General features: G+C 73.4%; 18 protein-coding genes and 1 riboswitch. Of the genes, 5 read left to right on the top strand and 13 right to left on the bottom strand.

Annotation, left to right across the window (positions count from 1 at the left end; translation table 11 throughout):
• Nucleotides 1-37: 37 nt before the first annotated feature.
• Nucleotides 38-385 carry a hypothetical protein gene (locus tag OG689_RS13165; protein ID WP_266320322.1) on the bottom strand — a complete coding sequence of 116 codons (348 nt, stop codon included), beginning with the start codon at nt 383-385 and terminating at the stop codon, nt 38-40.
• A gap of 115 nt (nt 386-500) precedes the next feature.
• Between OG689_RS13165 and OG689_RS13160 the strand changes: the two genes are divergently transcribed.
• Together OG689_RS13160 and OG689_RS13155 are read left to right on the top strand one after the other, a co-directional pair.
• Nucleotides 501-938, top strand: coding sequence for a DUF3574 domain-containing protein (locus tag OG689_RS13160; protein WP_266320321.1), 438 nt, complete (start codon nt 501-503; stop codon nt 936-938).
• Between the two features lie 223 nt (nt 939-1,161).
• A complete protein-coding gene (locus OG689_RS13155; RefSeq protein ID WP_266320319.1) occupies nt 1,162-1,608 on the top strand; it encodes a VOC family protein in 447 nt (148 codons plus the stop codon).
• A 600-nt stretch (nt 1,609-2,208) separates the two neighbouring features.
• On the opposite strand, the gene OG689_RS13150 is transcribed toward OG689_RS13155, so the two are convergent.
• The 5 genes from OG689_RS13150 to OG689_RS13130 form a co-directional block, all read right to left on the bottom strand.
• Complete coding sequence (locus tag OG689_RS13150) at nt 2,209-3,573, bottom strand: cobyrinate a,c-diamide synthase (RefSeq protein ID WP_266320318.1); 1,365 nt, start codon at nt 3,571-3,573, stop codon at nt 2,209-2,211.
• 13 nt (nt 3,574-3,586) lie between these two features.
• Nucleotides 3,587-4,192: a cob(I)yrinic acid a,c-diamide adenosyltransferase gene (cobO, locus tag OG689_RS13145; RefSeq protein WP_073928813.1), complete on the bottom strand. Its 606-nt coding sequence runs from the start codon at nt 4,190-4,192 to the stop codon at nt 3,587-3,589.
• A 3-nt stretch (nt 4,193-4,195) separates the two neighbouring features.
• Nucleotides 4,196-6,325, bottom strand: coding sequence for a putative cobaltochelatase (locus OG689_RS13140; RefSeq protein WP_266320316.1), 2,130 nt, complete (start codon nt 6,323-6,325; stop codon nt 4,196-4,198).
• Between the two features lie 82 nt (nt 6,326-6,407).
• Nucleotides 6,408-7,931: a cobyric acid synthase gene (locus OG689_RS13135; RefSeq protein ID WP_266320314.1), complete on the bottom strand. Its 1,524-nt coding sequence runs from the start codon at nt 7,929-7,931 to the stop codon at nt 6,408-6,410.
• Nucleotides 7,928-8,911: a cobalamin biosynthesis protein gene (locus OG689_RS13130; RefSeq protein WP_266320313.1), complete on the bottom strand. Its 984-nt coding sequence runs from the start codon at nt 8,909-8,911 to the stop codon at nt 7,928-7,930. The genes OG689_RS13135 and OG689_RS13130 overlap by 4 nt, the downstream gene beginning before the upstream one ends.
• A 125-nt stretch (nt 8,912-9,036) precedes the next feature.
• Nucleotides 9,037-9,170: riboswitch (cobalamin riboswitch) on the bottom strand.
• Nucleotides 9,171-9,520: 350 nt separating this feature from the next.
• Between OG689_RS13130 and OG689_RS13125 the strand changes: the two genes are divergently transcribed.
• The 3 genes from OG689_RS13125 (at nt 9,521) to OG689_RS13115 (ending at nt 13,440) form a co-directional block, all read left to right on the top strand.
• The gene (locus tag OG689_RS13125) at nt 9,521-10,210 is read left to right on the top strand and encodes a helix-turn-helix transcriptional regulator (protein WP_266320311.1); all 690 of its coding nucleotides are present in this window, start codon (nt 9,521-9,523) and stop codon (nt 10,208-10,210) included.
• 186 nt (nt 10,211-10,396) lie between these two features.
• Complete coding sequence (locus OG689_RS13120; RefSeq protein ID WP_323189283.1) at nt 10,397-11,791, top strand: hypothetical protein; 1,395 nt, start codon at nt 10,397-10,399, stop codon at nt 11,789-11,791.
• 143 nt (nt 11,792-11,934) lie between these two features.
• On the top strand, nt 11,935-13,440 hold the full coding sequence (locus OG689_RS13115) for a hypothetical protein (protein WP_266320310.1): 1,506 nt from the start codon (nt 11,935-11,937) through the stop codon (nt 13,438-13,440).
• 111 nt (nt 13,441-13,551) lie between these two features.
• Here the strand turns inward: OG689_RS13115 and OG689_RS13110 are convergent, their stop codons facing one another.
• The 7 genes from OG689_RS13110 to ccrA all read right to left on the bottom strand — a co-directional run bounded on the left by OG689_RS13110 (nt 13,552) and on the right by ccrA (nt 21,897).
• Nucleotides 13,552-14,391, bottom strand: coding sequence for a phosphatidylcholine/phosphatidylserine synthase (locus OG689_RS13110; protein WP_229912694.1), 840 nt, complete (start codon nt 14,389-14,391; stop codon nt 13,552-13,554).
• 40 nt (nt 14,392-14,431) lie between these two features.
• The gene (locus tag OG689_RS13105) at nt 14,432-15,124 is read right to left on the bottom strand and encodes a phosphatidylserine decarboxylase (protein WP_229912675.1); all 693 of its coding nucleotides are present in this window, start codon (nt 15,122-15,124) and stop codon (nt 14,432-14,434) included.
• A 427-nt stretch (nt 15,125-15,551) separates the two neighbouring features.
• A complete protein-coding gene (locus OG689_RS13100; protein WP_266320307.1) occupies nt 15,552-16,754 on the bottom strand; it encodes an acyl-CoA dehydrogenase family protein in 1,203 nt (400 codons plus the stop codon).
• Between the two features lie 216 nt (nt 16,755-16,970).
• Nucleotides 16,971-17,474 (bottom strand): MaoC family dehydratase, encoded by a 504-nt coding sequence (locus tag OG689_RS13095; protein WP_266320306.1) that lies wholly within the window; start codon nt 17,472-17,474, stop codon nt 16,971-16,973.
• Between the two features lie 34 nt (nt 17,475-17,508).
• On the bottom strand, nt 17,509-18,495 hold the full coding sequence (locus tag OG689_RS13090) for a CoA ester lyase (protein ID WP_266320304.1): 987 nt from the start codon (nt 18,493-18,495) through the stop codon (nt 17,509-17,511).
• Between the two features lie 25 nt (nt 18,496-18,520).
• Nucleotides 18,521-20,560 (bottom strand): protein meaA, encoded by a 2,040-nt coding sequence (locus tag OG689_RS13085; RefSeq protein ID WP_266320302.1) that lies wholly within the window; start codon nt 20,558-20,560, stop codon nt 18,521-18,523.
• The gene (gene ccrA / locus OG689_RS13080; protein ID WP_266320300.1) at nt 20,560-21,897 is read right to left on the bottom strand and encodes a crotonyl-CoA carboxylase/reductase; all 1,338 of its coding nucleotides are present in this window, start codon (nt 21,895-21,897) and stop codon (nt 20,560-20,562) included. Before ccrA ends, OG689_RS13085 begins: the two co-directional genes overlap by 1 nt.
• Nucleotides 21,898-22,207: the final 310 nt, after the last annotated feature.

Raw genomic sequence — 22,207 nt, 5'->3', positions numbered from 1 at the left:
GAGGGTGGGCCGAGAGCGAGGACATCGGAGGGTCCGGCTACGAGTCGGTCTCCGAGCGGAGTGCCAGCTCCTGCAGGACGTCGAGGGCGGTGACGTCGGTGCGTCCACTGTCGTGCACCTCGGCCAGCTCCCAGAAGGCGATGGCGAAGGCGGTGGTGAGCTGCATGATCCGACCGCCCAGCTCCTCGCTCAGGATCGTGCTGATCTCCTCGGCGGTGGCGTCGGCGGGGATGATCACCTGCGGCATCACGTCGTTGAGCAGCTGCATCACGACGCCCGGACCCTCCTCCGTAGCATCCTCCGGGACGCCGTCCGGCTCGTGCAGCCACTCTCCCGCCTGGGTGAGAATGCCGATGACGCGCTTCAGTACCTCGCCCTGTTCCATGATCTGAAGGATGCCACCCGTAGGCGTCCGCCGGGCGTGACCCGGGCTCGCCGGTCCGTCACCCGGACGGCGGCCGGCCCGTGTCGTGCCGGGCGCCGGGGGAGTTGGGGCGGGTATGCAGACCAAGATCTGGACGGGCCTCCTCGCCGGGGCCGCCCTGCTCGCCACCGGCGCCGCCGTCGCCCCCGTGGCCGGGGCGGCGGACGTACCGGTCGGGCCGCGGGACGCCTACACCCGGACCGAGCTGTTCTTCGGCACCGAGCGGCCGGACGGCGGGGCGGCCGTCACCGCGCAGGAGTTCGAGGCGTTCCTGGACGCGGAGGTGACCTCGCGCTTCCCGGAGGGGCTGACGGTCGAGGAGGGCCGGGGGCAGTACCGGGACCGGTTCGGGGTGATCGAGCGTGAACGTTCCTACCACGTCGTCCTGTTGTACCCGCGGGGGGCGGCGCGGTCCTCGGACGTGAAGATCGAGGAGATCCGGCGGCGCTACGACGCGGCGTTCCAGCAGGAGGCGGTCGGCCGGGTGGACGACTCGGTGCGGGTGGCCTTCTGAGCCGGCCGGGGCGAGCGGATCGGCGTTGCCCCGGCCCGGGGCGGGAGTTAGGGTCGTCCCCGTGACTGCCGGGTCGGCCATGGGCCATGCACGAGTGGGGCGCCCGGCCCCGGCATGAGCCAGGGGCGGGCCCGAGCCCCGCCCTGTCCTCTTCGTGTCTTCCTCGCAGGCGCCCGCGTGGCGCCTGGCCAGCAACGGAACCCGGACCGGAGAGAGCCCGCCCATGTCGCAGGACCAGCAGGACCAGCAGGACCAGTACCCGCAGCACCCGCACACGCCGCCCGCCGCGGCCGTCCGGCTCGACCACACCGTCGTCCACGCGACCGACCGGCAGGTGTCGGCCGAGTTCCTCGCGGAGGTCCTGGGGCTGGCGGTGGGTGCCCCGTTCGGGCCGTTCCTGCCCGTCGACCTGGGCAACGGCGTGACGCTCGACTACTACCAGCAGCGCGACCAGCCGATCCAGTCGCAGCACTACGCCTTCCTGGTGCCGGAGGACGGCTTCGACGCCATGATCGCGCGGTTGGAGGCGCTCCGGGTCACCTACTACGCCAACCCGAACCACACCGGGCCCGGCCAGGTCAACCACCTCTTCGGCGGTCGGGGTGCCTACTTCGCCGATCCGGACGGCCACAACATGGAGATCATCACTCGGACGTACGCCCGGCCCTGAGCCCCTGAGCCCCTGAGCCCCTGAGCCCCTGAGCCCCCGCGTCAGCCGTACCCCCTGCGCCGCTGCGGCGGCCGTACCCCCCCCGTCAGCCGCGCCCCGGGCCGGCCTGCGGGGGTGCGGCCGCCGTCCCCGCGTCCGCCCGGTGCGGGACTGCGGCGTGGCCCAGCGTCCGGCTGCTGACCTCGGCCCACACCTCGGGCGGACAAGGGCCCGCGTACCGGCGGAAGTTGCCGGGCGGCAGCTGCCGCAGCCGCAGGTCCAGGCAGCTGTCGTGGGTGGCGCGGCGGTCCCAGCCGGCGGTCGGCAGCGGGATGTGGCCGGTACCAGTGGGCGATCAGCAGCGCCGCGGGCAGGGCAAGCAGGCCGCCCACCCAGGCCTCCGGGTGCCGCTGCAGGTCGTCGGCGAGCTTCGGCTCGTTCCCGAACCGGACGACCAGCAGGCTCCCGCGTAGCCGAAGGTGGAGGTGACCGCGGCGAGGAACGGCGAGACGGCGAGGAAGCGCAGCAGCGCCCGGAACATCATGGCCGCAGCCCAGCCGTGGCCCCCGGCGGCCGGACATTGCCCGACGAGGCCACCCAGGGGCCCGGCTTGACGTGGCGTCAGCGGAAGGCCGCGGCGACGAGGTGCTCGGCCAGCTGCGGCGCGCCGGCCCAGTGCAGGTGCAGGTAGGAGGCGTGCACGTTGCCGCCCGCGAAACCCTCGGTCCGGGGTCCGGCGGGGGTGCGCCAGCCCCAGGCGGGCTCCTTGCCGGCGCCCGGTTCGCAGACCGTGCGGTGGAACTCGTGGCCGCGCACCCGGGTGCCGGCGGGCGCGAGCGGGGAGTCGTGCAGGGCGACCGCCTCGCGGTAGCCGAGGGTGAGCCGCTCGGTCATCCGCGCACCGGTGTCGAGCACCCCGCACATCGGCAGGCCGTCCAACTCCTGCCCCAGGTAAAGCAGTCCGGCGCATTCGGCGGCGACCGGCGCGCCGGTGGCGGCGAGCGCCCGGATGGCCTCGCGCAGGGCGGTGTTGGCGCTCAGTTCGGCGACGTACATCTCGGGGAACCCGCCGCCGATCACCAGACCGGCGGTGTCCGTGGGCAACTCCCGTGCGTGCAGCGGGTCGAAGGGCAGTACCTCGGCTCCGGCGGCGGTCAGCAGTTCGGCGTTCTCGGCGTAGGAGAAGGAGAACGCGGCCCCGGCGGCGAGTGCGATCCGGGGGCGCCGGCCCTCGACGGGGGTGACCTCGGCGGCCGGGTCCCAGACGGCGTCCGGCAGCGGGGGAGCGGTGGCAGCCAGGGCCAGTACGGCGTCCAGGTCGACCGAGGCGGCGATCAGTTCGCCCATGTCCCGTACCGCGCGCAGGGCTTCGGCCGAGCGCTCCACCGCCGGGATCAGCCCGAGGTGCCGGGACGGGGTGGCGACGGCGGCCGAGCGGCGCACCGAACCGAGCACGGGGACGCCGGAGCCCTCCTCCAGCGCCTCCCGCAGCAGCAGCTCGTGCCGGTCGGAGGCGACCCGGTTGAGGATCACCCCGGCGAGCCGGACCTCCGGGTCCCAGGAGGCGAAGCCGTGCACCAGGGCGGCCACCGACCGGGACTGCGAGGAGGCGTCCACCACCAGCACCACGGGGGCCTTCAGCAGCTTGGCCACATGCGCGGTGGAGGCGAGTTCGCCCTGCCCGGACGCGCCGTCGAACAGCCCCATCACGCCCTCGACCACCGCGACGTCGGCGCCGGCCGCGCCGTGCAGGAACAGCGGGGCGATCCGCTGCGGGCCGCACATGTAGGCGTCCAGGTTGCGGCCCGGACGCCCGGCGGCCAGCGAGTGGTAGCCCGGGTCGATGTAGTCCGGTCCGACCTTGTGCGGGGAGACCGCCAGGCCCCGGGCGGACAGGGCCGCCATCAGCCCGGTGGCGACGGTGGTCTTGCCGGTGCCGGAGGCCGGCGCGGCGACGACGATGCGGGGGATGTTCACGGTGCTCACGGCTGCGTCGGCTCTACCACTCGATACCGCGCTGGCCCTTGCGGCCGGCGTCCATGGGGTGCTTGACCTTGGTCATCTCGGTGACGAGGTCGGCGAGGTCGGTCAGCGGCTCCTTGGCGTAGCGGCCGGTGATGACCACGTGCTGGTTGCCGGGGCGGTCCTTGAGCACCGCGACGACCTCCTCCACGTCGACCCAGCCCCAGTGCATGGGGTAGGTGAACTCGTCGAGCACGTAGAAGCGGTAGGTCTCGGCGGCCAGGTCGCGCTTGACCTGCTCCCAGCCCTCCTTGGCGGCGTCCTCGCTGGACTCGACCATGTCGGCGTTGCGCTGGACCCAGGACCAGCCCTCGCCCATCTTGTGCCAGGCGACGGTGCCGCCCTCGCCGGAGGCGCCGAGCACGCGCAGCGCGTTCTCCTCCCCGACCTTCCACTTGGCGGACTTCACGAACTGGAACACCCCGACCGGCCAGCCCTGGTTCCAGGCCCGCAGGGCCATCCCGAAGGCGGCGGTCGACTTGCCCTTGCCGGGGCCGGTGTGCACGGCGGTGATCGGCAGGGTGCGGCGCTGGCGGGTCGTCAGGCCGTCGTCGGGGACGCTCTCCGGCTTTCCCTGTGGCATGGGTCAGGCTGCCTTTCGGTTGGCGGTGGTGGTGCTGGTGGCGGGTCGGTGGGCGTGCACGAGCGCGGTGACGCCCTCGGCCCGCAACTCGTCCAGGGTGACGGCGGAGGCGCCGAGCTGTCCGGCGAGCTTGCGGGCCAGGCCGAGTCGGACGGGGCCGGACTCGCAGTCCAGCACCACGCTCGCCAGGCCCTGGGCGGCGAGCAGTCCGGCGGCCCGGCCCGCGTCGGTGAGCGCGTCCCGCCCGCCGGTGGCCCGGCCGTCGGTGACCACGACCAGCAGCGGCCGGCGGTGCGGGTCGCGCATCCGCTCGACCCGCAGGGTCTCGTGGGCGCGCAGCAGACCGGCGGCCAGCGGGGTGCGGCCGCCGGTCGGCAGCGACTCCAGCCGGGCGGCGCCGACCTCCACCGAGGAGGTCGGCGGCAGGGCCAGCTCGGCGCCGGCGCCGCGGAAGGTGATCAGGCCGACCTTGTCGCGCCGCTGGTAGGCGTCCATCAGCAGGGAGAGCACGGCGCCCTTGACGGCGGTCATCCGCTGCCGGGCGGCCATCGAGCCGGAGGCGTCGACCACGAACAGCACCAGGTTGGACTCCCGGCCCTGCCGGACCTGCTCGCGGAAGTCGTCCCGGCGCAGTTCCAGCGCCCGGCCGGTACGGCCGCGGACGTGCTGGTGCGGGGCGGCGGCCTGGAGGGTGGCGGCCAGGTGCAGCCGGGTCAGCGGGCCGGCCGGGCGGCGGGCGCGGATGGTGTGGCCGCCGTCGGTCTCGGCGGGGGAGCGGCGCCCCTGGGCGCCCTTGCCGGTGCCGGGCACCTTGAACAGCTTGGTCCGGTACGGCTCCCCGGCGGCGACCGGCGCGCTCTCCCGGGCCGGGCGGGGGTGCTGCGCGGGCACGTCCGTCTCGGGGGCGTCCGGCGCGGGCGCGGTGTCGGTGGCGGCGAACTCGTTCGGTGCGGCCGGTCCGGCGGGGTCGGGCGCGCCGCCGCCGGGGCCGCCGCCGTCCGGGCCGTCGGGGCCCTCGTCCTGCGGGCCGCCGCCGTCGGGGCCGTCACCGTCCGGGTCGGGCTGCTCGTCGTCCGGCCCGCGGCCCTCGCTGCGGGCCTCCTCGGGCTGCTCGTCCTGCTCGGCGTGCTCCTCCAGCGTCCGGTCCAGCTTCTCCTCGTCCAGACCGGGCGCGTCGAAGGGGTTGCGCCGGCGGCGGTGCGGCAGGGCGAGCTGGGCGGCCTTGCGGACGTCCTCCTCCAGCACCTCGGTGCGGCCCGACCAGGCGGCCAGCGCGACCGCGGTGCGGGCCATCACGATGTCCGCGCGCAGCCCGTCCACCTCGAAGGCCGCGCAGACGGCGGTGATCTGGCGCAGCGCCGTGTCGGTCAGCTCGACCTCCGGCAGCAGTTCGCGGGCGGTGGTGATCCGCTCGGCGAGGGTCCGCTCCTCGGCCGCGAACCGGGCGGCGAAGGCGGCCGGGTCGGCGTCGTGGGCGAGCCGGCGGCGGACCACCTCGGCGCGCTCGCGCGGCTCCCGGGTGGCGGCGATCTCGACGGTGAGGCCGAAGCGGTCGAGCAGCTGCGGCCGCAGCTCGCCCTCCTCCGGGTTCATCGTGCCGACCAGCAGGAAGCGGGCGGCGTGCCGCACCGAGACGCCCTCGCGCTCGACGTAGGAGCGGCCCATCGCGGCGGCGTCCAGCAGCAGGTCGACGACGTGGTCCTGGAGCAGGTTGACCTCGTCGATGTAGAGCACGCCGCGGTGGGCCTTGGCCAGCAGGCCCGGCTCGTAGGCCTTGACGCCCTCGGACAGCGCCCGCTCCAGGTCGAGCGAGCCGACGATCCGGTCCTCGGTGACGCCGACCGGCAGTTCGACCAGCTGGGCGGCCCGGGCGGTGCCGGCCAGGCCGTCGTGGGCGCCGTCCGGGCACTGCGGGTCGGGGGCGGCCGGGTCGCAGGCGAAGCGGCAGCCCTCGACGGTGTCGATCGAGGGCAGCAGGCCGGCCAGCGCGCGGACCATGGTGGACTTCGCGGTGCCCTTCTCGCCGCGGACCAGCACCCCGCCGACCGCGGGCGAGACCGCGTTGAGCAGCAGTCCGAGCCGCAGGTCGGCCATGCCGACGATCGCGGTGAACGGGTATCGGACGTCAGTCATCGGGTGTCCCTCTCCTTGGCCGGTCCTGCGGCATCCGTACCCAGCAACGTCTTCACGGCGCACCCGGCGCCCGGCAACGTCTTCACGGCGCACCCGGCGGCACGAACGGCAGGCCGTCCGCCGGGACGCCGCCCTCGATCAGCCGCCACAGCGCGTCGGTGTCCGCGTGCTCCTCGATCAGGTCGCCGAGGCGGTCCAGCCGGGCCTCGCGGGCCTCGGCGAAGCAGGTGTCCGGCGCCGGGACGAACGCCCGCCCGGCCAGCGTCGCCACCTCGCGCAGCAACTCCCGGCGGAACCCGTCGTTCTCCAGCACGCCGTGCCAGGTCGTCCCCCACACCGATCCGGCCCGGCAGCCGTCCAGGCCCTGCCCCCGGTCATCGGAGATGAACAGCTCCCCGCCCTCGACCGTGACCACGCCGTGGTGGATCTCGTAGCCCTCGACCCGCTGACCGAACGCCTCGCCCACCGGCCGGGCCAGCACCTTCTCGGCGCCGAACCGGACGTGCGCCGGCAGCAGTCCCAGCCCTTCGACCTCGCCGGCCTTCGACTCGACCCGGTCGACGATCTCGCGGGTCAGCATCTGGTAGCCGCCGCAGACGCCGAGCACCGGCAGCCCGGCGGCGGCGCGGGCGCGCAGGGCCGGCTCCAGGCCGCGCTCACGCAGCCAGGCCAGGTCGGCGACGGTGGCCCGGGTGCCGGGCAGGATCACCAGGTCGGCGTCGGCCAGCTCCTCGGGGCGGGTGGCCCAGCGGACCAGCACCCCGGGCTCCTGGGCCAGCGCGTCCACGTCGGTGAAGTTCGACAGCCGGGGGAACCGCACCACGGCCACCCGCAGCACGTCCGCGCCGAGCGGGCCGCGGTCGTCCTCGCGGTCGACCACGGTGGAGAGGTCGAGCGAGTCCTCGGCGTCCAGCCACAGGCCCTTCAGCATCGGCAGGGTGCCGAGCACCGGACGGCCGGTCAGCCGGTGCAGCATCTCCAGGCCGGGCTCCAGCAGCCGGGCGTCGCCGCGGAACTTGTTCACGAACCACCCGGCCACGTGCCGCTGGTCCTCCGCCGAGAGCAGGGCCAGCGTCCCGTACATCGCGGCGAAGACCCCGCCCCGGTCGATGTCGCCGACCACCACCACGGGCAGGGCGGCGGCGGTGGCCAGGCCCATGTTGGCGATGTCGCGGTCCCGCAGGTTGATCTCGGCCGGCGAGCCGGCGCCCTCGCACACCACCACGTCGAAGCGGCGCCGCAGATCGGCCAGGCACTCCAGGGAGCGCTCCAGCAGGACGGGCTTGCGCTCGCGGTAGTCCAGCGCGCCGACCTCGGCGATCGCCCGCCCGAGCAGCACCACCTGGCTACGGCCGTCGGCGCCGGGCTTGAGCAGCACCGGGTTCATCGCCGCCTCCGGCTCGACCCGGGCGGCCTGCGCCTGCATCGCCTGGGCACGGCCGATCTCGGCGCCGTCGGCGGTGACGAAGGAGTTGAGCGACATGTTCTGCGCCTTGAACGGCGCGACCTTGACGCCCTGTCGGGCCAGCCAGCGGCAGATCCCGGCCGTGACCACGCTCTTGCCGGCGTCCGAGGTCGTTCCGGCGACCAGCAGTGCCCCGCTCAATTGCGGCCACCCTTTCGTTGACGTGTGAGACCCCGGCCCGCGTGGTGCAGGAGGGCGTGCCCGGCGGCCGTGACGCCGAGCGCGAGCAGCCCGACCCGGCGGGAGAGCCGGCAGGCCCGTTCGATGTCCGCGACCTCGACCGGGGGCAGTTCGCCGCCCAGCACCGGCCGGTGCTCGACCCTCTCGCCGTAGGCCAGGGTGCCGCCGAGGCGCACGCCGAGCGCGCCGGCGAAGGCGGCCTCGGCCCGGCCGGCGTTGGGGCTGGGGTGGGCCGCGCCGTCGCGGTGCCAGACCCGCCAGGCGGTGGCGGGCCTGGGCGCGGCCAGGACGGTCAGCAGCGCGGTGAGCCGCGCGCCGGGCCAGCCGGCCACGTCGTCCAGCCGGGCCGAGGCCCAGCCGAAGCGGAGGTGGCGCGGCGAGCGGTGCCCGACCATCGCGTCCAGGGTGTTGACGGCCCGGAAGGCGAGCAGGCCGGGGGTGCCGGCCAGCGCGCCCCAGACCAGGGCGTTCACCACCGCGTCGGCGGTGTTCTCGGCGACGGACTCCACCACCGCCCGGGCGATCTGCTGCTCGTCCAGCGCGCTCGGGTCGCGCCCGCACAGGTGCGGCAGCCGCTCCCGCGCGGCCTTGAGGTCACCCGCCGAGAGCGAGCGCCCGATGGTCCTGGCCTCGCGGGTGAGCGAGGTGCCGCCGAGCACCGTCCAGGTCGCCGCGGCGGCCAGCGCCGCCCGGCCGGCCGCGGGGCGGCCGAGGGTGCGGTCGGCCAGGGTGGCGGCGGCCGCGACGGTGCCCACGCACAGGGCGGTGTACGCCGCGCCGGCCGCGCGCCGGTCGCGCCAGAGCGCCCGCTCCAGGCGGCCGGCGGCGGTGCCGAAGGCGGCCACCGGGTGACCGCGCCGGGGGTCGGCGAAGCGGGCGTCGGCCAGGTACCCGGCGACGGCGCCCAGGGCGAAGGCTGTGCCGCGGGTCAGCCCGCGCACGGCAGGGGCGCGGCGGTACGGCGGCGGGCTCGGTTCGACGGTGGCCGGTGGACGGCCCGGGCAGCCTGCATGGCGTGCGTGTCCTCACTCAGGGTCCGCGCCCTGGCTCGACGTACCGGGGGCGAGAGTCTCCTGGCTTCCGGGTCGGACACACCCTCGGGCCTTCCCGCGGGCTTCTGACGGACCGCCGTGACCATGGTTCGAGCGTGCTCCCCGGTGACAGTGGCGGGACCGCGCCGGATTCGCACCGGCTTCCTCTGCATGCCTCCGTTTGGCTGATGGATCCCATCACGCGGCCGAACCGGGAGTCAACCAAGGCCACCGAGGGTTTGGTCACACGCGCGGCCGGCGTGCGCCGTGCGCGGCGCCCGTCCGGCGCGGGCCTGCCGGTTCGCGTGCGGCGCAGGCCAGGGTCGCGCTACCCGCGTAGCGGAAGGCCTTGGAGGAAACCGTCATTACCTCCGAGTAGCGCGGCCGTCCGGCGGCACGGATCTGTACGATCCGCCAGTCGCCCACCGGGGGCCTGACCTGCGCTTCGTGCGTTCGGCGTCTGGGGCCGTCCGGGCCCGGCCCGTACGGTCGTTGCTCATGCGATCCAGAAAGCCCTCCGTGACGCCGGTCCCCTTCTCGCCCTTGGCGGCCAGGGCGCACCGCGCCGGGCTGGGCCTGACCCCTCATCAAGTGGCGGAGGGGATGGCCGCGCACGGGGTCCGACTGCTGCCGGCCCATGTGATCGGCTGGGAGACCGGCGAGATCCGGCCCTCCGAGGAGGAGTTCATCGCCCTCGCCCGCGCCCTGTGGTGCCCGCCCGCCCAGTTGATGGGCGCCCGGCCGGCCTGCCTGCGCGACTTCCGGGTGGCCCGGGAGCTCGGCCGGGACGAGGCCGCCCGCCGGGTCGGCCTCTCGCCGCGCGCCTACGACCTCGCCGAGGACGCCGGCCGGTGGACGGGCGACGAGGACCAGACGTTCGCGCTGGCCCAGGTGCTCGGGATGACGCTGCGGGACGTGGTGGCCGTCCTCGGCCGCCAGGAGGAGCTGGACCAGCGGTTGCGCCGCTGCGTCGACGGGCGCTGGCAGGCCCAGGTGAAGGCGGTGGGGCGGATCGTGCCGGTGCCCGGGGACGTGCTCGCGGCGGTGCTGACGGACCTGCAGAACGAGTACCAGGTGACGGCGCACTGGGGATCCGGCGGCTGGGGATCGTCCGCCCCGGCGCAGCCCGAGCCCCCGCAGCAGGCCCGGCCGGTCGGCGAGCGGTTCTGGGAGCTGCTGTCGCGGCGGTCCACCGAGATCCCGGTCTGACCTTCCCCTCTGTTCGTCCCCCACTCCCCGCGCGTGCTCGCCCGCCCCGGCCGGATCGCCCGCCCCCGTGCCCCGGACGGCCCCGCACCGGTGGCCGCCCGGCCCCGCGACGCGTGGACTGGTGTGCGGATGCAACCGGGCCGCGGCCGGCCGCCCGGCAGGGAGCAGCAGAGCGGGGAGCGAGATATGCGTTGGGGAACCGCAGCAGTCGTGGCGGCCGCCGCGGCCGGTACGGGTGTGGCCGTCCTGGCACTGGGGCGCAAGGTGTCGGAGCGGGCGGTGCACCCTCGCGCGGATCGGGCGTCGGGCGCCCGGGTCGTCCGGGTGCTCGGCCTGGCCGCCGGCCGGGTGACCCTCACCAGGACGGTGGAGACCGCCCGTCCGGGCCACTACGCGATCGAGTGGGGAGTGGACGGCCACGGGGTGGTCGGCGAGATCCTACAGAGCGACCAGCAGGGCGTCACCCGCCGGCTGGAGCGCGCCGACACCGGCACCCTGGAGACCGGCACCGTGGTGCGGCTGACGCCCCGGGTCCTCCTCGGGAACCCGACCACCGCGCTCGGACTGCCCTTCCTGGACACCGCCGCGGTCGGCGAGTCGGGGCCGCTGCCCGCCTGGTACCTGGACGGGATGCGCGGCACCTGGGTCCTGCTGGTGCACGGCCCGGGCGCGGACCGCCAGCAGACGCTCCCGGTCATTGCGCTGCTGAACCGCCTGCGGCTGCCGGTGCTGGCCGTCACCTACCGGGGCGACGACGGCGCGCCCGCCTCCCCCGACGGGCTCGGCCACTTCGGGGACACCGAGTGGCGCGACGTCGAGGCGGCCGTCCGGCTGGCGCTGGACAGCGGAGCGGGCAAGGTCGTGCTGTACGGCTGGTCGCTGGGCGCCACGATGGCGCTGCAGACGGCGGCCCGCTCCGCCTGGGCCGACGCGGTGTGCGGCCTGATCCTGGACTCGCCGGTGCTCGACTGGTCCCGGACGGTGCGCCGGGAGGCCGCCGGGGCGGGCGTCAGCGCCCCGCTGGCCGGGCTCGGGGCCCCTGGCGGCCCAGGGGCGCTCCGGGGTCGACCTGGCGGGCTTCGCCCGGCTCGCCGAGGGCACCGACCTGCGGGTGCCGGCCCTGCTGCTGCAGAGCCCGGACGACACCGTCGCCCCGTGGTCGGCCGCCGCCCACCTGGCCGAGCGCCGCGAGAACCTGGTCACCCTGCGGCCGGTGCCCGGCGCCGAGCACGCCGCGCTGTGGAACGCCGACCCGGACGGGTACGAGGAGAGCCTCCGGCGCTTCCTCACGCCGCTGCTCTGACCCCTGCCGCCGGCGCGAGGGTGCCGGTGCCGGTGCTGCCCCGGCGCCGGCGTCCCGGGGCACGCCCCTGCCGTGAAACGCCCCGGCGTGACCTCCCGCGGCCCGGCCCTCCGGCATCGCCGCGCCCTCCGGCGCCGTGTACCCGCGCGCTCGGCCGCGCCGGCTTCGGGCGCCGTACGCACCCGGTCCGTCCCGGGGTGACCGGGCTGCGGGTCCGCGGGCCCCCGGCGGCAGTGGGCCGGGGTGGCGCCCGCCGGGGTGGTACACCACCTATTTAGTGGCGTGACCACGTCATTTTTGCGGTGCGCAAGCCCGGTTTGGGGTCTGTTGCCCGATCTTGCGGCCCTCCCCGCCCCGCCTCCCCGCAGACTCGCCGAACTCGATGTGACAGAACGCCCGTGCACGGGGAAGACTGCACGGCGTGACGTCTCGGAACCCGCGCGACCGTGATGCCCCGCTCCCGCCGACGATCGGTACCGGCGCGACGGTGACCCGTCTGCCCGGTACGGCCCACCGTCCCGACGGTGCGCGCCCGGGCACTCCCGGCGCACCTCGCCGCCGTGGCCCCGCACCGGCTCCCGGTCGCGGGCGCACACCTGTACCCGAAGGCTTCCCCGCCCCCGCCGAGCTGGCCCCGCTGGCCCGGCGGATGCTCGTCGACGCCGTCCGGATCGCCCGCTGGGCCGGCGAGCTGGAGCAGGTCGACAAGCGCGGCGAACTCCTCCCCGAGGACGCCCGCGCCGCCGGCCGCGCGCTCGCCATGACCGTCGGCGCCGCCGCCAAGGCCTGGGGCCAGGCCCTGCTGGTCGGGCTGATCGAGCCCCGCGACGGCGGCGCCGCCCCCGGCTGGCGCCTGCACGCCTGGGAGCACGACGACGAGGCCGTCGTCCGCGGCTGGTCCGCGCTCTTCGACGCCTGGACACTGCTCGCCCCCGTACCGCCGGCCGCCCTGCGCGGTGTCTTCGCGGTGCTCGCCGGGCAGGCCGTCGACCAGGCCCCGCAGCTGCTGTCCTTCCTCCACCTGGTGGACGGCCCGGTCTCCGACGGCGAGCTGATGGAGCTGCTGCGCCGCGGTCTGGACGAGCGCCGGATGGGCGCCGGCACCGGCCTGCTCTCGCTGTCGCCCGTCCCGCACGCGGCCTCCGCCGTGTCGGCCGTCCGCGGCACCTGCCGCGAGCCCCAGGTCGACACCCCGCCGGCGCCCTCCGACGTCGCCGCGGTGCTGGACTGGATGCTGGACGGCCTGGCGGCCGTCGGCGCGGTGATCCGCCTGGACGAGGCCGCCGAACTCTCCCCACTCGGCCACTGGGCGGTGCGCGCCAAGCTGGAGGAGATCTGCACGGTCGCACAGACCGCCGCCGGGCACATCGAGCAGAGCGCGCTGGAACTCCTGAACGCCTGCGCCGACTACTCCCCGGGCCCGGCCCGCGCCGAGTACCGCGCCTGGGTCGCGGCCCGGCCGGTGGACCGCGCCGTCGCCGAGCTGCTCGACGCGGCCCAGGGCGACGACGCGCTGGTGCGCGGCCTCGCCTTCGAGGCGCTGCGGGTGGCCGGCGGCACCGCCGAGCAGGCGGTCAGGGCCGCCGTCGACCAGCCCGTGCTGCGCCCCTACGCGCTGCTGTGGCTCGCCGAGCAGTCGGACGAGGAGGGCGTCTCACCGGCCGACGTGCTGGGCGCGGAGGACGCCGCCTGGCTCTGGGTCGACACCGCCGCCGCCGTCCTGGACCACGGCGAGACCGGACTGCTGGTCGGGCACGTCGAGGGCGCCTCGGCCGGCGACCCGGTCCGGCTCTTCGCCCGCGCCCGGCAGTCCGGGCACCCGCGCGCGGCCTCCGTGCTGACCGCCGTCTCCGGCGTGCACCCCGACCCGGCGGTGGCCCGGGCGGCCCGCCGCTCGGCCTTCTCGGTCCACAACGGCGGCGCGTAGCCCCGTGGGCGGCCCGGCCCGGTGGGCCGGACGCCGCCCGCCCGGCCCCGGACACAGCACGAAGGGCCCGGATCCTGGTGGATCCGGGCCCTTCGTGGTGGTGCGGTACCGCTACAGCTCGCCGTCGCAGCCGAGGCGGGACTCCGCGCGGCGGGCGCGGACGTCGCCGACCTTCTGGCCGACCTTGCGGCGGATGACCAGCAGCGGGGCCATCGCGGCCAGCGCGATCTGGGCGAAGGCGCCGATGTGCAGCAGGGTGTCGCCACCCGGCAGGCCGGTGGCCCAGGCGGCCAGGCAGCCGATGCTGACGACGATCCAGCAGAGCGTCGCGGTGGCCAGCAGGCCCTGCGGCTTCGGGTACTCGATCCGGCTCATCATCAGGTACGCGGTACCGGCGATGGCCAGCAGGCCCGGCAGGAACGGCGGGTCCAGCAGCACGATGGCGATCACCGTCATCGCACCCATCGGGCAGGGCATGCCCTGGAAGACCCCTGGGCGCATCTTCACGGCGGAGAAGCGGGCGAGCCGCAGCACCACCGAGAGCAGCACCGTGAGGGCGATCAGGGCCGACAGCCGGCTGTCGGAGCCCGGCGAGACCATGCCCCAGACCGCGACGAAGTAGGCCGGCGCGATGCCGAAGCTGATCAGGTCGGCCAGGTTGTCCAGTTCGGCGCCGAGCGCGGAGGAACGCAGCTTGCGTGCCACCAGGCCGTCGAACAGGTCGCACATCGAGCCGATGAGCAGCAGCACCACGGCGGTGGCGGCGCTGTGCCGGTCCGGCGCGGCGTCCGGGTTGGTGATGTGCGGGACCAGGACCCCGGTGGTGATCGAGTAGATCGCCAGGAAGCCGCAGACGGCGTTCCCCAGGGTCAGGAAGTCAGCGGTGGACAGGTGCTGGGGCGAACGCGGAGCGCGCAGCTCGCGGTCGCGCGCCCAGCGGCGGCGACGCAGCTCCGTCTCCTCGTCGTCCAGACCCGCGATCGTCTCAGGATCAGTCACGGTCAAGGCGTGTCACCCCGGCAGTGGTCTTCTGGCCGACCTCGACGCCGACCTCGACGCCGGCCGGCAGGTAGGTGTCGACGCGGGAGCCGAAGCGGATCAGACCGATCCGCTCGCCCTGCTCGACCTTGGTGCCCGCGTTCACGTACGGCACGATCCGGCGGGCCACGGCCCCCGCGATCTGCACCATCTCGATGTCGCCGAGCTCGGTGTCGAAGTGCCACACGACACGTTCGTTCTGGTCGCTGTCCTTGTTGAACGCCGGCACGAACCCGCCGGCGACGTGCTCGACCGAGGTCACCGTGCCGGGCAGGGGAGCCCGGTTCACGTGGACGTTCAGCGGGCTCATGAAGATCGCCACCCGGGTGCGGCCGTCCGGCCAGGCGTCGATGCTCTGCACCACGCCGTCGGCGGGCGAGATCACTCGGCCGGTGCTGATCTCACGCTCGGGGTCGCGGAAGAACCACAGCATGCCCGCGCTGAGCGCACAGGCCGGTACCGCCGCCAGGGCCCACTTCCCGCTCCGCCTGGTGAGGGCGGTGGTGAGAGCGGCCGTGGCCAGGGTGGGGACGAACCAGGGGGTGGCTCCGCGCGCGATGGTCACGCGGGGTCGCCGACCGGCCGTCGGAGCGGCGAGGGCATCGCGGTCCGTGACGGAGGTGTGAGGGGACGGGCTGATGGGCATCGAAGACCTTAGTCGCGGGGGATCATGGCCGCTGGACGGGGGCCACCGCGGGGATCGAGTGATAAAGGGACGGCTGTGCTGTCCCGGTGGATGCTATCGGGAGCACACGGTGGGTGGGCAACCCGCCTGCTCGTTCATCTGTCCTGGGCTGCGCGGGGGTGCCCCTGCTATGTGTACGACCGTAGCTCGACCCGGTTCGGTTCCCAAGGGGTCCGCAGATTCGGGTGACCCATGTCTCAGCCCAATGGGTGTGTGCGCGGGGGCGTGCAGAAGCGGCCGCAGGGCGCATACCTACTGACATGCGCCCTGCGGCCGCCCCCCTGGCGCCGTACCGACCCGCGGCGGACCAGGCCGGGGTACGGGGGTACGGCGGTGCCGGGTCGGGCCCGCACGCCCGTCCACCGGCCGTCAACCGGAATTGCTCCGGTCAGTCGGCGAGTCGGTACTCCTCCAGCAGGCGACGTCCCACGATCATCTTCTGGATCTCCGCGGTTCCTTCACCGATGAGCAGCATCGGAGCCTCCCGGTAGAGGCGCTCGATCTCGTACTCCTTGGAGAAGCCGTAGCCGCCGTGGATGCGGAAGGAGTCCTCCACGACCTCCTTGCAGTACTCGGAGGCGAGGTACTTGGCCATGCCTGCCTCCAGGTCGTTGCGCTCGCCGCTGTCCTTCTTGCGGGCGGCCATCACCATCATCTGGTGCGCGGCCTCGACCTTGGTGGCCATCTCGGCCAGCTTGAACTGGATGGCCTGGTGCTCGGAGATCTTCTTGCCGAAGGTCGAGCGCTGCTGGGCGTAGGAGATGCCCAGCTCGAAGGCACGGCGGGCGACACCGCAGCCACGGGCGGCCACGTTGACCCGGCCGACCTCGACGCCGTCCATCATCTGGTAGAAGCCCTTGCCGGGGACGCCGCCGAGGATCCGGTCGGCCGGGATCCGGACGTCCTGCAGCACCAGCTCGGTGGTGTCGACGCCCTTGTAGCCCATCTTCTCGATCTTCCCGGGCACGGTGAGGCCGGGGACGGTCGGGTTCGGGCCGAAGCCGGGCGTCTTCTCGATCAGGAAGGTGGTCATGTTGCGGTACGGCGTGCTGCCGCCCTCGTCGGTCTTGCAGAGGACCGCGACCAGGGTGGAGGTGCCGCCGTTGGTCAGCCACATCTTCTGGCCGTTGAGGACGTAGAAGTCCCCGTCCTTGACGCCCTTGGTGGAGATCGCCGCGACGTCGGAGCCGAGGCCCGGCTCCGACATCGAGAAGGCGCCGCGGATCTCGCCGGCCGCCATCTTCGGCAGGAAGTAGTCCTTCTGCTCCTGGGTGCCGTGCGCGTTGATCATGTGCGCCACGATGAAGTGCGTGTTGACGATGCCGGAGACGGACATCCAGCCGCGGGCGATCTCCTCCACCACCAGGGCGTAGGTGAGCAGCGACTCGCCGAGGCCGCCGTACTCCTCGGGGATGGTCAGGCCGAAGAGGCCCAGCTGCTTCATCCCCTCGACGATGGCGGTCGGGTACTCGTCCTTGTGCTCCAGCTCGGTGGCGACCGGGATGATCTCCTTGTCGACAAAGTCCCGCACGGTGGCGAGGATGTCCCGCTGGATCTCGGTGAGGCCGTCGGTCTGTGCGAGGCGTCCCATCGTGCGGCTCCTGTCATGCAAAGGAAAAAAAGAGGGTGGGGGTACGGGGCGTGCGTGCTGCGGGGGTACGGCGGCGGTGCAGGGAGGGGGTACAGGGGGCTCCACGGGCGTGACTTCCGTGGAGCCCCCCGTGACCGGAGAGCGGCCGATGACGGCGGCCCCTCGTTCCGGGGTCCTGGGGGCCGGCCCCGGGTGGGGCCGGGGCCGGGGTCGTTGCTAGGACAGGGGCTCGGGACGGCCGGGCTGTTCGCCGCCGCGGGCCTTGATGTAGGTCTCGGTCGGCACCATCACCTTGCGGCGGAAGATGCAGACGACCGTGCCGTCCTGCTTGTAGCCCTTGGTCTCGACATGGACGATGCCGCGGTCGTCCTTGGACTTGGACGGCCACTTGTCGAGGACGACGGTCTCGCCGTAGATCGTGTCGCCGTGGAAGGTCGGCGCGACGTGGCGCAGCGACTCGATCTCCAGGTTGGCGATCGCCTTGCCGGAGACGTCGGGGACGGACATGCCGAGCAGCAGTGAGTAGATGTAGTTGCCGACGACGACGTTGCGGCCGAAGTCGGTGGTCTTCTCGGCGTAGTTGGTGTCCAGGTGGAGCGGGTGGTGGTTCATGGTGAGCAGGCAGAAGAGGTGGTCGTCGTACTCGGTGACGGTCTTTCCCGGCCAGTGCTTGTAGAGCGCGCCGACCTCGAACTCTTCGTAGGTGCGTCCGAACTGCATGGGGTGTCCTTAGAGGCAGGGGTGCGGGCGGGGCTCAGGACTGCGGGGGCTCGAACTTCGAGGTGCGCTCGAAGCCGGCGGCGCGGCCCTTGCCCGCGATGACCAGGGCCATCTTGCGGCTGGCCTCGTCGATCATCTCGTCGCCGAGCATCGCGGAGCCCTTGGCGCCGCCGGCCTCGGAGGTGCACCAGTCGTAGGCGTCCAGGATCAGTTCGGCGTGGTCGTAGTCCTCCTGCGAGGGCGAGAAGATCTCGTTCGCGGCGGCGACCTGGTCGGGGTGCAGGACCCACTTGCCGTCGAAGCCGAGTGCGGCGGCGCGGCCGGCCACCTCGCGGTAGCCCTCGGCGTTGCGGATCTGCAGGTAGGGGCCGTCGATGGCCTGCAGGTCGTGGGTGCGGGCGGCCATCAGGATGCGCATCAGGATGTAGTGGTAGGCGTCCGCCGGGTAGCCGGGGGGCTGCTGGCCGACCACCAGGGTCTTCATGTTGATCGAGGCCATGAAGTCGGCCGGGCCGAAGATGATGGTCTCCAGCCGGGGCGAGGCGGCGGCGATCTCGTCGACGTTGACCAGGCCCTTGGCGTTCTCGATCTGCGCCTCGATGCCGATCTTGCCGACCTCGAAGCCCATGGTCTTCTCGATCTGGGTGAGCAGCAGGTCGAGGGCCTTGACCTGGGTGGCGTCCTGGACCTTGGGCAGCATGATGCAGTCCAGGTTCGGGCCGGCGCCCTCGACGACGGTGATCACGTCGCGGTAGGTCCAGTGGGTGGTCCAGTCGTTGACCCGGACGACCTTGGTCTTCTTGCCCCAGTCGCCGTTGTTCAGGGCGTCGACGATGTTGTGCCGGGCGCTCTCCTTGACCAGCGGGGCGCAGGCGTCCTCCAGGTCGAGGAAGACCTGGTCGGCGGGCAGGCCCTGGGCCTTCTCCAGGAAGCGCGGGTTGCTGCCCGGTACGGCGAGGCAGGAGCGGCGGGGGCGGAGCCTGTCGTAGCTGGCGGCGGGCGACGGGTGAGGGGTGCTCATGAGGGTGGGTCAGTTCCTTCCGGGGTCAGCTGGTGGACGCGGCGGTGGTCGGCGTCCAGGGCTGGAGCCTGTTGGCCAGCCGGATCTCGTCCACGATCCGGCCGATGATGGTGGTGATGCCGAAGTCCTTCGGGGTGAACACGGCAGCGACGCCGGCGGCCTTGAGGGCCTCGCCGTCCGCTGCCGGGATGATGCCACCCACGATCACGGGGACATCCTCCACCCCGGCCCGCCGCAGGCGGTTCAGGACGTCGGGCACCAGCTCCGGGTGCGCCCCGGAAAGGATCGACAGACCCACGCAGTGCACGTCCTCCGCGACGGCGGCGGAGACGATCTGCTCGGGCGTCAGCCGGATGCCCTGGTAGACCACCTCGAAGCCGGCGTCGCGGGCCCGGACGGCGATCTGCTCGGCGCCGTTGGAGTGCCCGTCCAGGCCGGGCTTGCCGACCAGCAGGCGCAGCTTGCCGGCGCCCAGCTCGGCGGCCGTGGCGGCCACCGCCTCGCGGACGGCGGCCAGCTCGCCGCCGGGCTCGGCCGCGACCGCGACCGGGGCGCCTCCGACGCCGGTGGGCGCGCGGTACTCACCGAAGACGTCCCGCAGGGCGAAGGACCACTCGCCGGTGGTGACCCCCGCGCGGGCGCAGGCCAGCGTGGCGGGCATCAGGTTGTCCGAGGTGACCGCGGTCGCCCGCAGCTGCTCCAGGGCGCTCTGGACGGCGCTCTCGTCGCGGTTCTCCCGCCACTTCTTGAGCGCGCCCAGCACCGACTGCTCGGAGGCCGGGTCGACCACCATGATCGCGGTGTCGAGGTCGGCCGTGAGCGGGCTCTCCTCGGTGGTGTCGAAGCAGTTGACCCCGACGATCTTGTCCTCGCCGGACTCGATCCTGGCCCGCCGCTCGGCGTGCGAGGAGACCAGGTTGGACTTCAGGTAGCCGGACTCGACGGCCGGGATGACCCCGCCCATCTCCAGCACCTTGGCGATCTCCGCCTCGGCGCCGGCCAGCAGCGCGGCCGTCTTGGTCTCGATGACCTCGGAGCCGTTGAAGATGTCGCCGTACTCCAGCAGGTCGGACTCGTAGGCCAGCACCTGCTGGATCCGCAGCGACCACTGCTGGTCCCACGGGCGGGGCAGGCCGAGGGCCTCGTTCCAGGCCGGCAGCTGGACGGCGCGGGCGCGGGCGTCCTTGGAGAGGGTGACGGCCAGCATCTCCAGGACGATCCGCTGGACGTTGTTCTCCGGCTGGGCCTCGGTCAGGCCGAGCGAGTTGACCTGCACGCCGTACCGGAACCGGCGCTGCTTGGCGTCCTGGATGCCGTAGCGCTCCAGGGTGACCTTCTCCCAGAGCTGGGCGAAGGCGCGCATCTTGCACATCTCCTCGACGAAGCGCACGCCGGCGTTCACGAAGAAGGAGATCCGGGCGACCACCTCGCCCATCCGCTCGGCCGGCACCTGGCCGGAGTCGCGGACGGCGTCCAGCACGGAGATCGCGGTGCACATCGCGTAGGCGATCTCCTGGACCGGGGTGGCCCCGGCCTCCTGCAGGTGGTAGCTGCAGATGTTGATCGGGTTCCACTTGGGGATGTTGCCGACCGTGTAGGCGATCATGTCGGTGATTAGTCGGACGGACGGGCCGGGCGGGAAGACGTGCGTCCCGCGCGAGAGGTACTCCTTGACGATGTCGTTCTGGGTGGTGCCGGTGAGCTTGGCGATGTCGGCGCCCTGCTCCTCGGCGACCACCTGGTAGAGCGCCAGCAGCCACATCGCGGTGGCGTTGATCGTCATCGAGGTGTTGGTCTGTTCGAGCGGGATGCCGTCGAACAGGGTCCGCATGTCCCCGACGTGGCCCACCGGGACGCCGACCCGGCCGACCTCGCCGCGGGCGAGGACGTGGTCGGAGTCGTAGCCCGTCTGGGTCGGCAGGTCGAAGGCCACCGAGAGGCCGGTCTGCCCCTTGGCGAGGTTCTTGCGGTACAGCGCGTTGGAGTCGCTCGCGGTGGAGTGTCCCGCGTAGGTGCGCATCAGCCAGGGCCGGTCACGCACGATCCGCTCGCTCGGCTCTGCCATCAGATGTCCCTGAAGCGGTTGATCGCCGGCAGGTGCTTCTCGCGCAGCTCGTGGTCCCGCACGCCCAGGCCCTCGGACGGGGCCAGGCAGAGCACACCGACCTTGCCCTGGTGCTTGTTCTGGTGGACGTCGAGCGCGGCCTGGCCGGTCTCGTCGAGGGTGTAGACCTTGGACAGGGTCGGGTGGATCTTGCCCTTCGCCACCAGGCGGTTGGCCTCCCAGGCCTCGCGGTAGTTGGCGAAGTGCGAGCCGACGATCTTCTTCAGGGACATCCACAGGTAGCGGTTGTCGTACTGGTGCATGAAGCCGGAGGTGGAGGCGCAGGTGACGATGGTGCCGCCCTTGCGGGTGACGTACACCGAGGCGCCGAAGGTCTCGCGGCCCGGGTGCTCGAAGACGATGTCCACGTCCTCGCCGCCGGTGAGCTCGCGGATCCGGCCGCCCAGGCGCTTCCACTCGCGCGGGTCCTGGGTGTTCTCGTCCTTCCAGAACCGGTAGCCCTCGGCGCTGCGGTCGATGATCGCCTCGGCGCCCATCGACCGGCAGATCTCGGCCTTCTGGTCGTTGGAGACCACACAGATCGGGGTGGCGCCGCCGGCCAGCGCGTACTGGGTGGCGTACGAGCCGAGGCCGCCGCTGGCGCCCCAGATCAGCACGTTGTCGCCCTGCTTCATGCCCGCGCCGTTCCGGCTGACCAGCTGGCGGTAGGCGGTGGAGTTGACCAGGCCCGGGGACGCGGCCTCCTCCCAGGTGAGGTGCGCGGGCTTGGGCATCAGCTGGTTGGTCTTCACCAGCGCGATCTGGGCCAGGCCGCCGAAGTTGGTCTCGAAGCCCCAGATGCGCTGCTCCGGGTCCATCATCGTGTCGTTGTGGCCGTCCGAGGACTCCAGCTCGACCGAGAGGCAGTGGGCGACGACCTCGTCGCCCGGCTTCCAGGCGTTGACGCCGGCGCCGGTGCGCAGCACCACGCCCGCGAGGTCCGAGCCGAGCACGTGGTACGGCAGGTCGTGGCGCTTGGTGAGCGGCGACAGCCGGCCGTAGCGCTCCAGGAAGCCGAAGGTGGAGACCGGCTCGTAGATCGAGCTCCACACGGTGTTGTAGTTCACGGCGCTGGCCATGACGGCCACCAGGGCCTCGCCCGGGCCGAGCTCGGGCAGGGCGACGTCGTCCAGGTGCAGGGACGTGCGAGGGTCCTTGTCGCGGCTGTCGAGGCCGGCGAACATCTGCTCCTCGTCCTTGTGGAGCGTGACCGCCCGGTAGGACTCCGGCAGCTTGATCGCGGCGAAGTCCGCCGCGGTGCTGTCGGAGCTGAGGATCGCGTCGAGGATTTCCTTCATGGCTGCCTCCGAAGGCGTACCTGTGTGAGGGGCACAGGGCGTCTGGGGGAGCCGGGAGCGGACACCGGCTTCGCTGAGGGTGGGTGGGTTTGGTGAGGCCTGACTCCCGGGGTGTGGGAGTGCCTGACGACGGCGCGCCGAGGTGGGGAGCCGCGGCGCCGCGACTGGTGAGTAACAAGGTAGTGGCACCCTGTGCCACTCGTAAAGACACTGGGTGTCATCAATTCGAGTGAGTCGGAAAACCGTTCGAGCATCCTTCGGCGGGTATGCGAAAGGCCCGCCCCGGCTGACCGGGACGGGCCTTTCAAAC

Origin of the sequence: Kitasatospora sp. NBC_00240, assembly GCF_026342405.1 — a bacterium.
Classification (GTDB): domain Bacteria; phylum Actinomycetota; class Actinomycetes; order Streptomycetales; family Streptomycetaceae; genus Kitasatospora.
The sequence above is the reverse complement of the archived record's forward strand: the minus strand, read 5'-3'. Positions and strand labels throughout refer to the sequence as shown.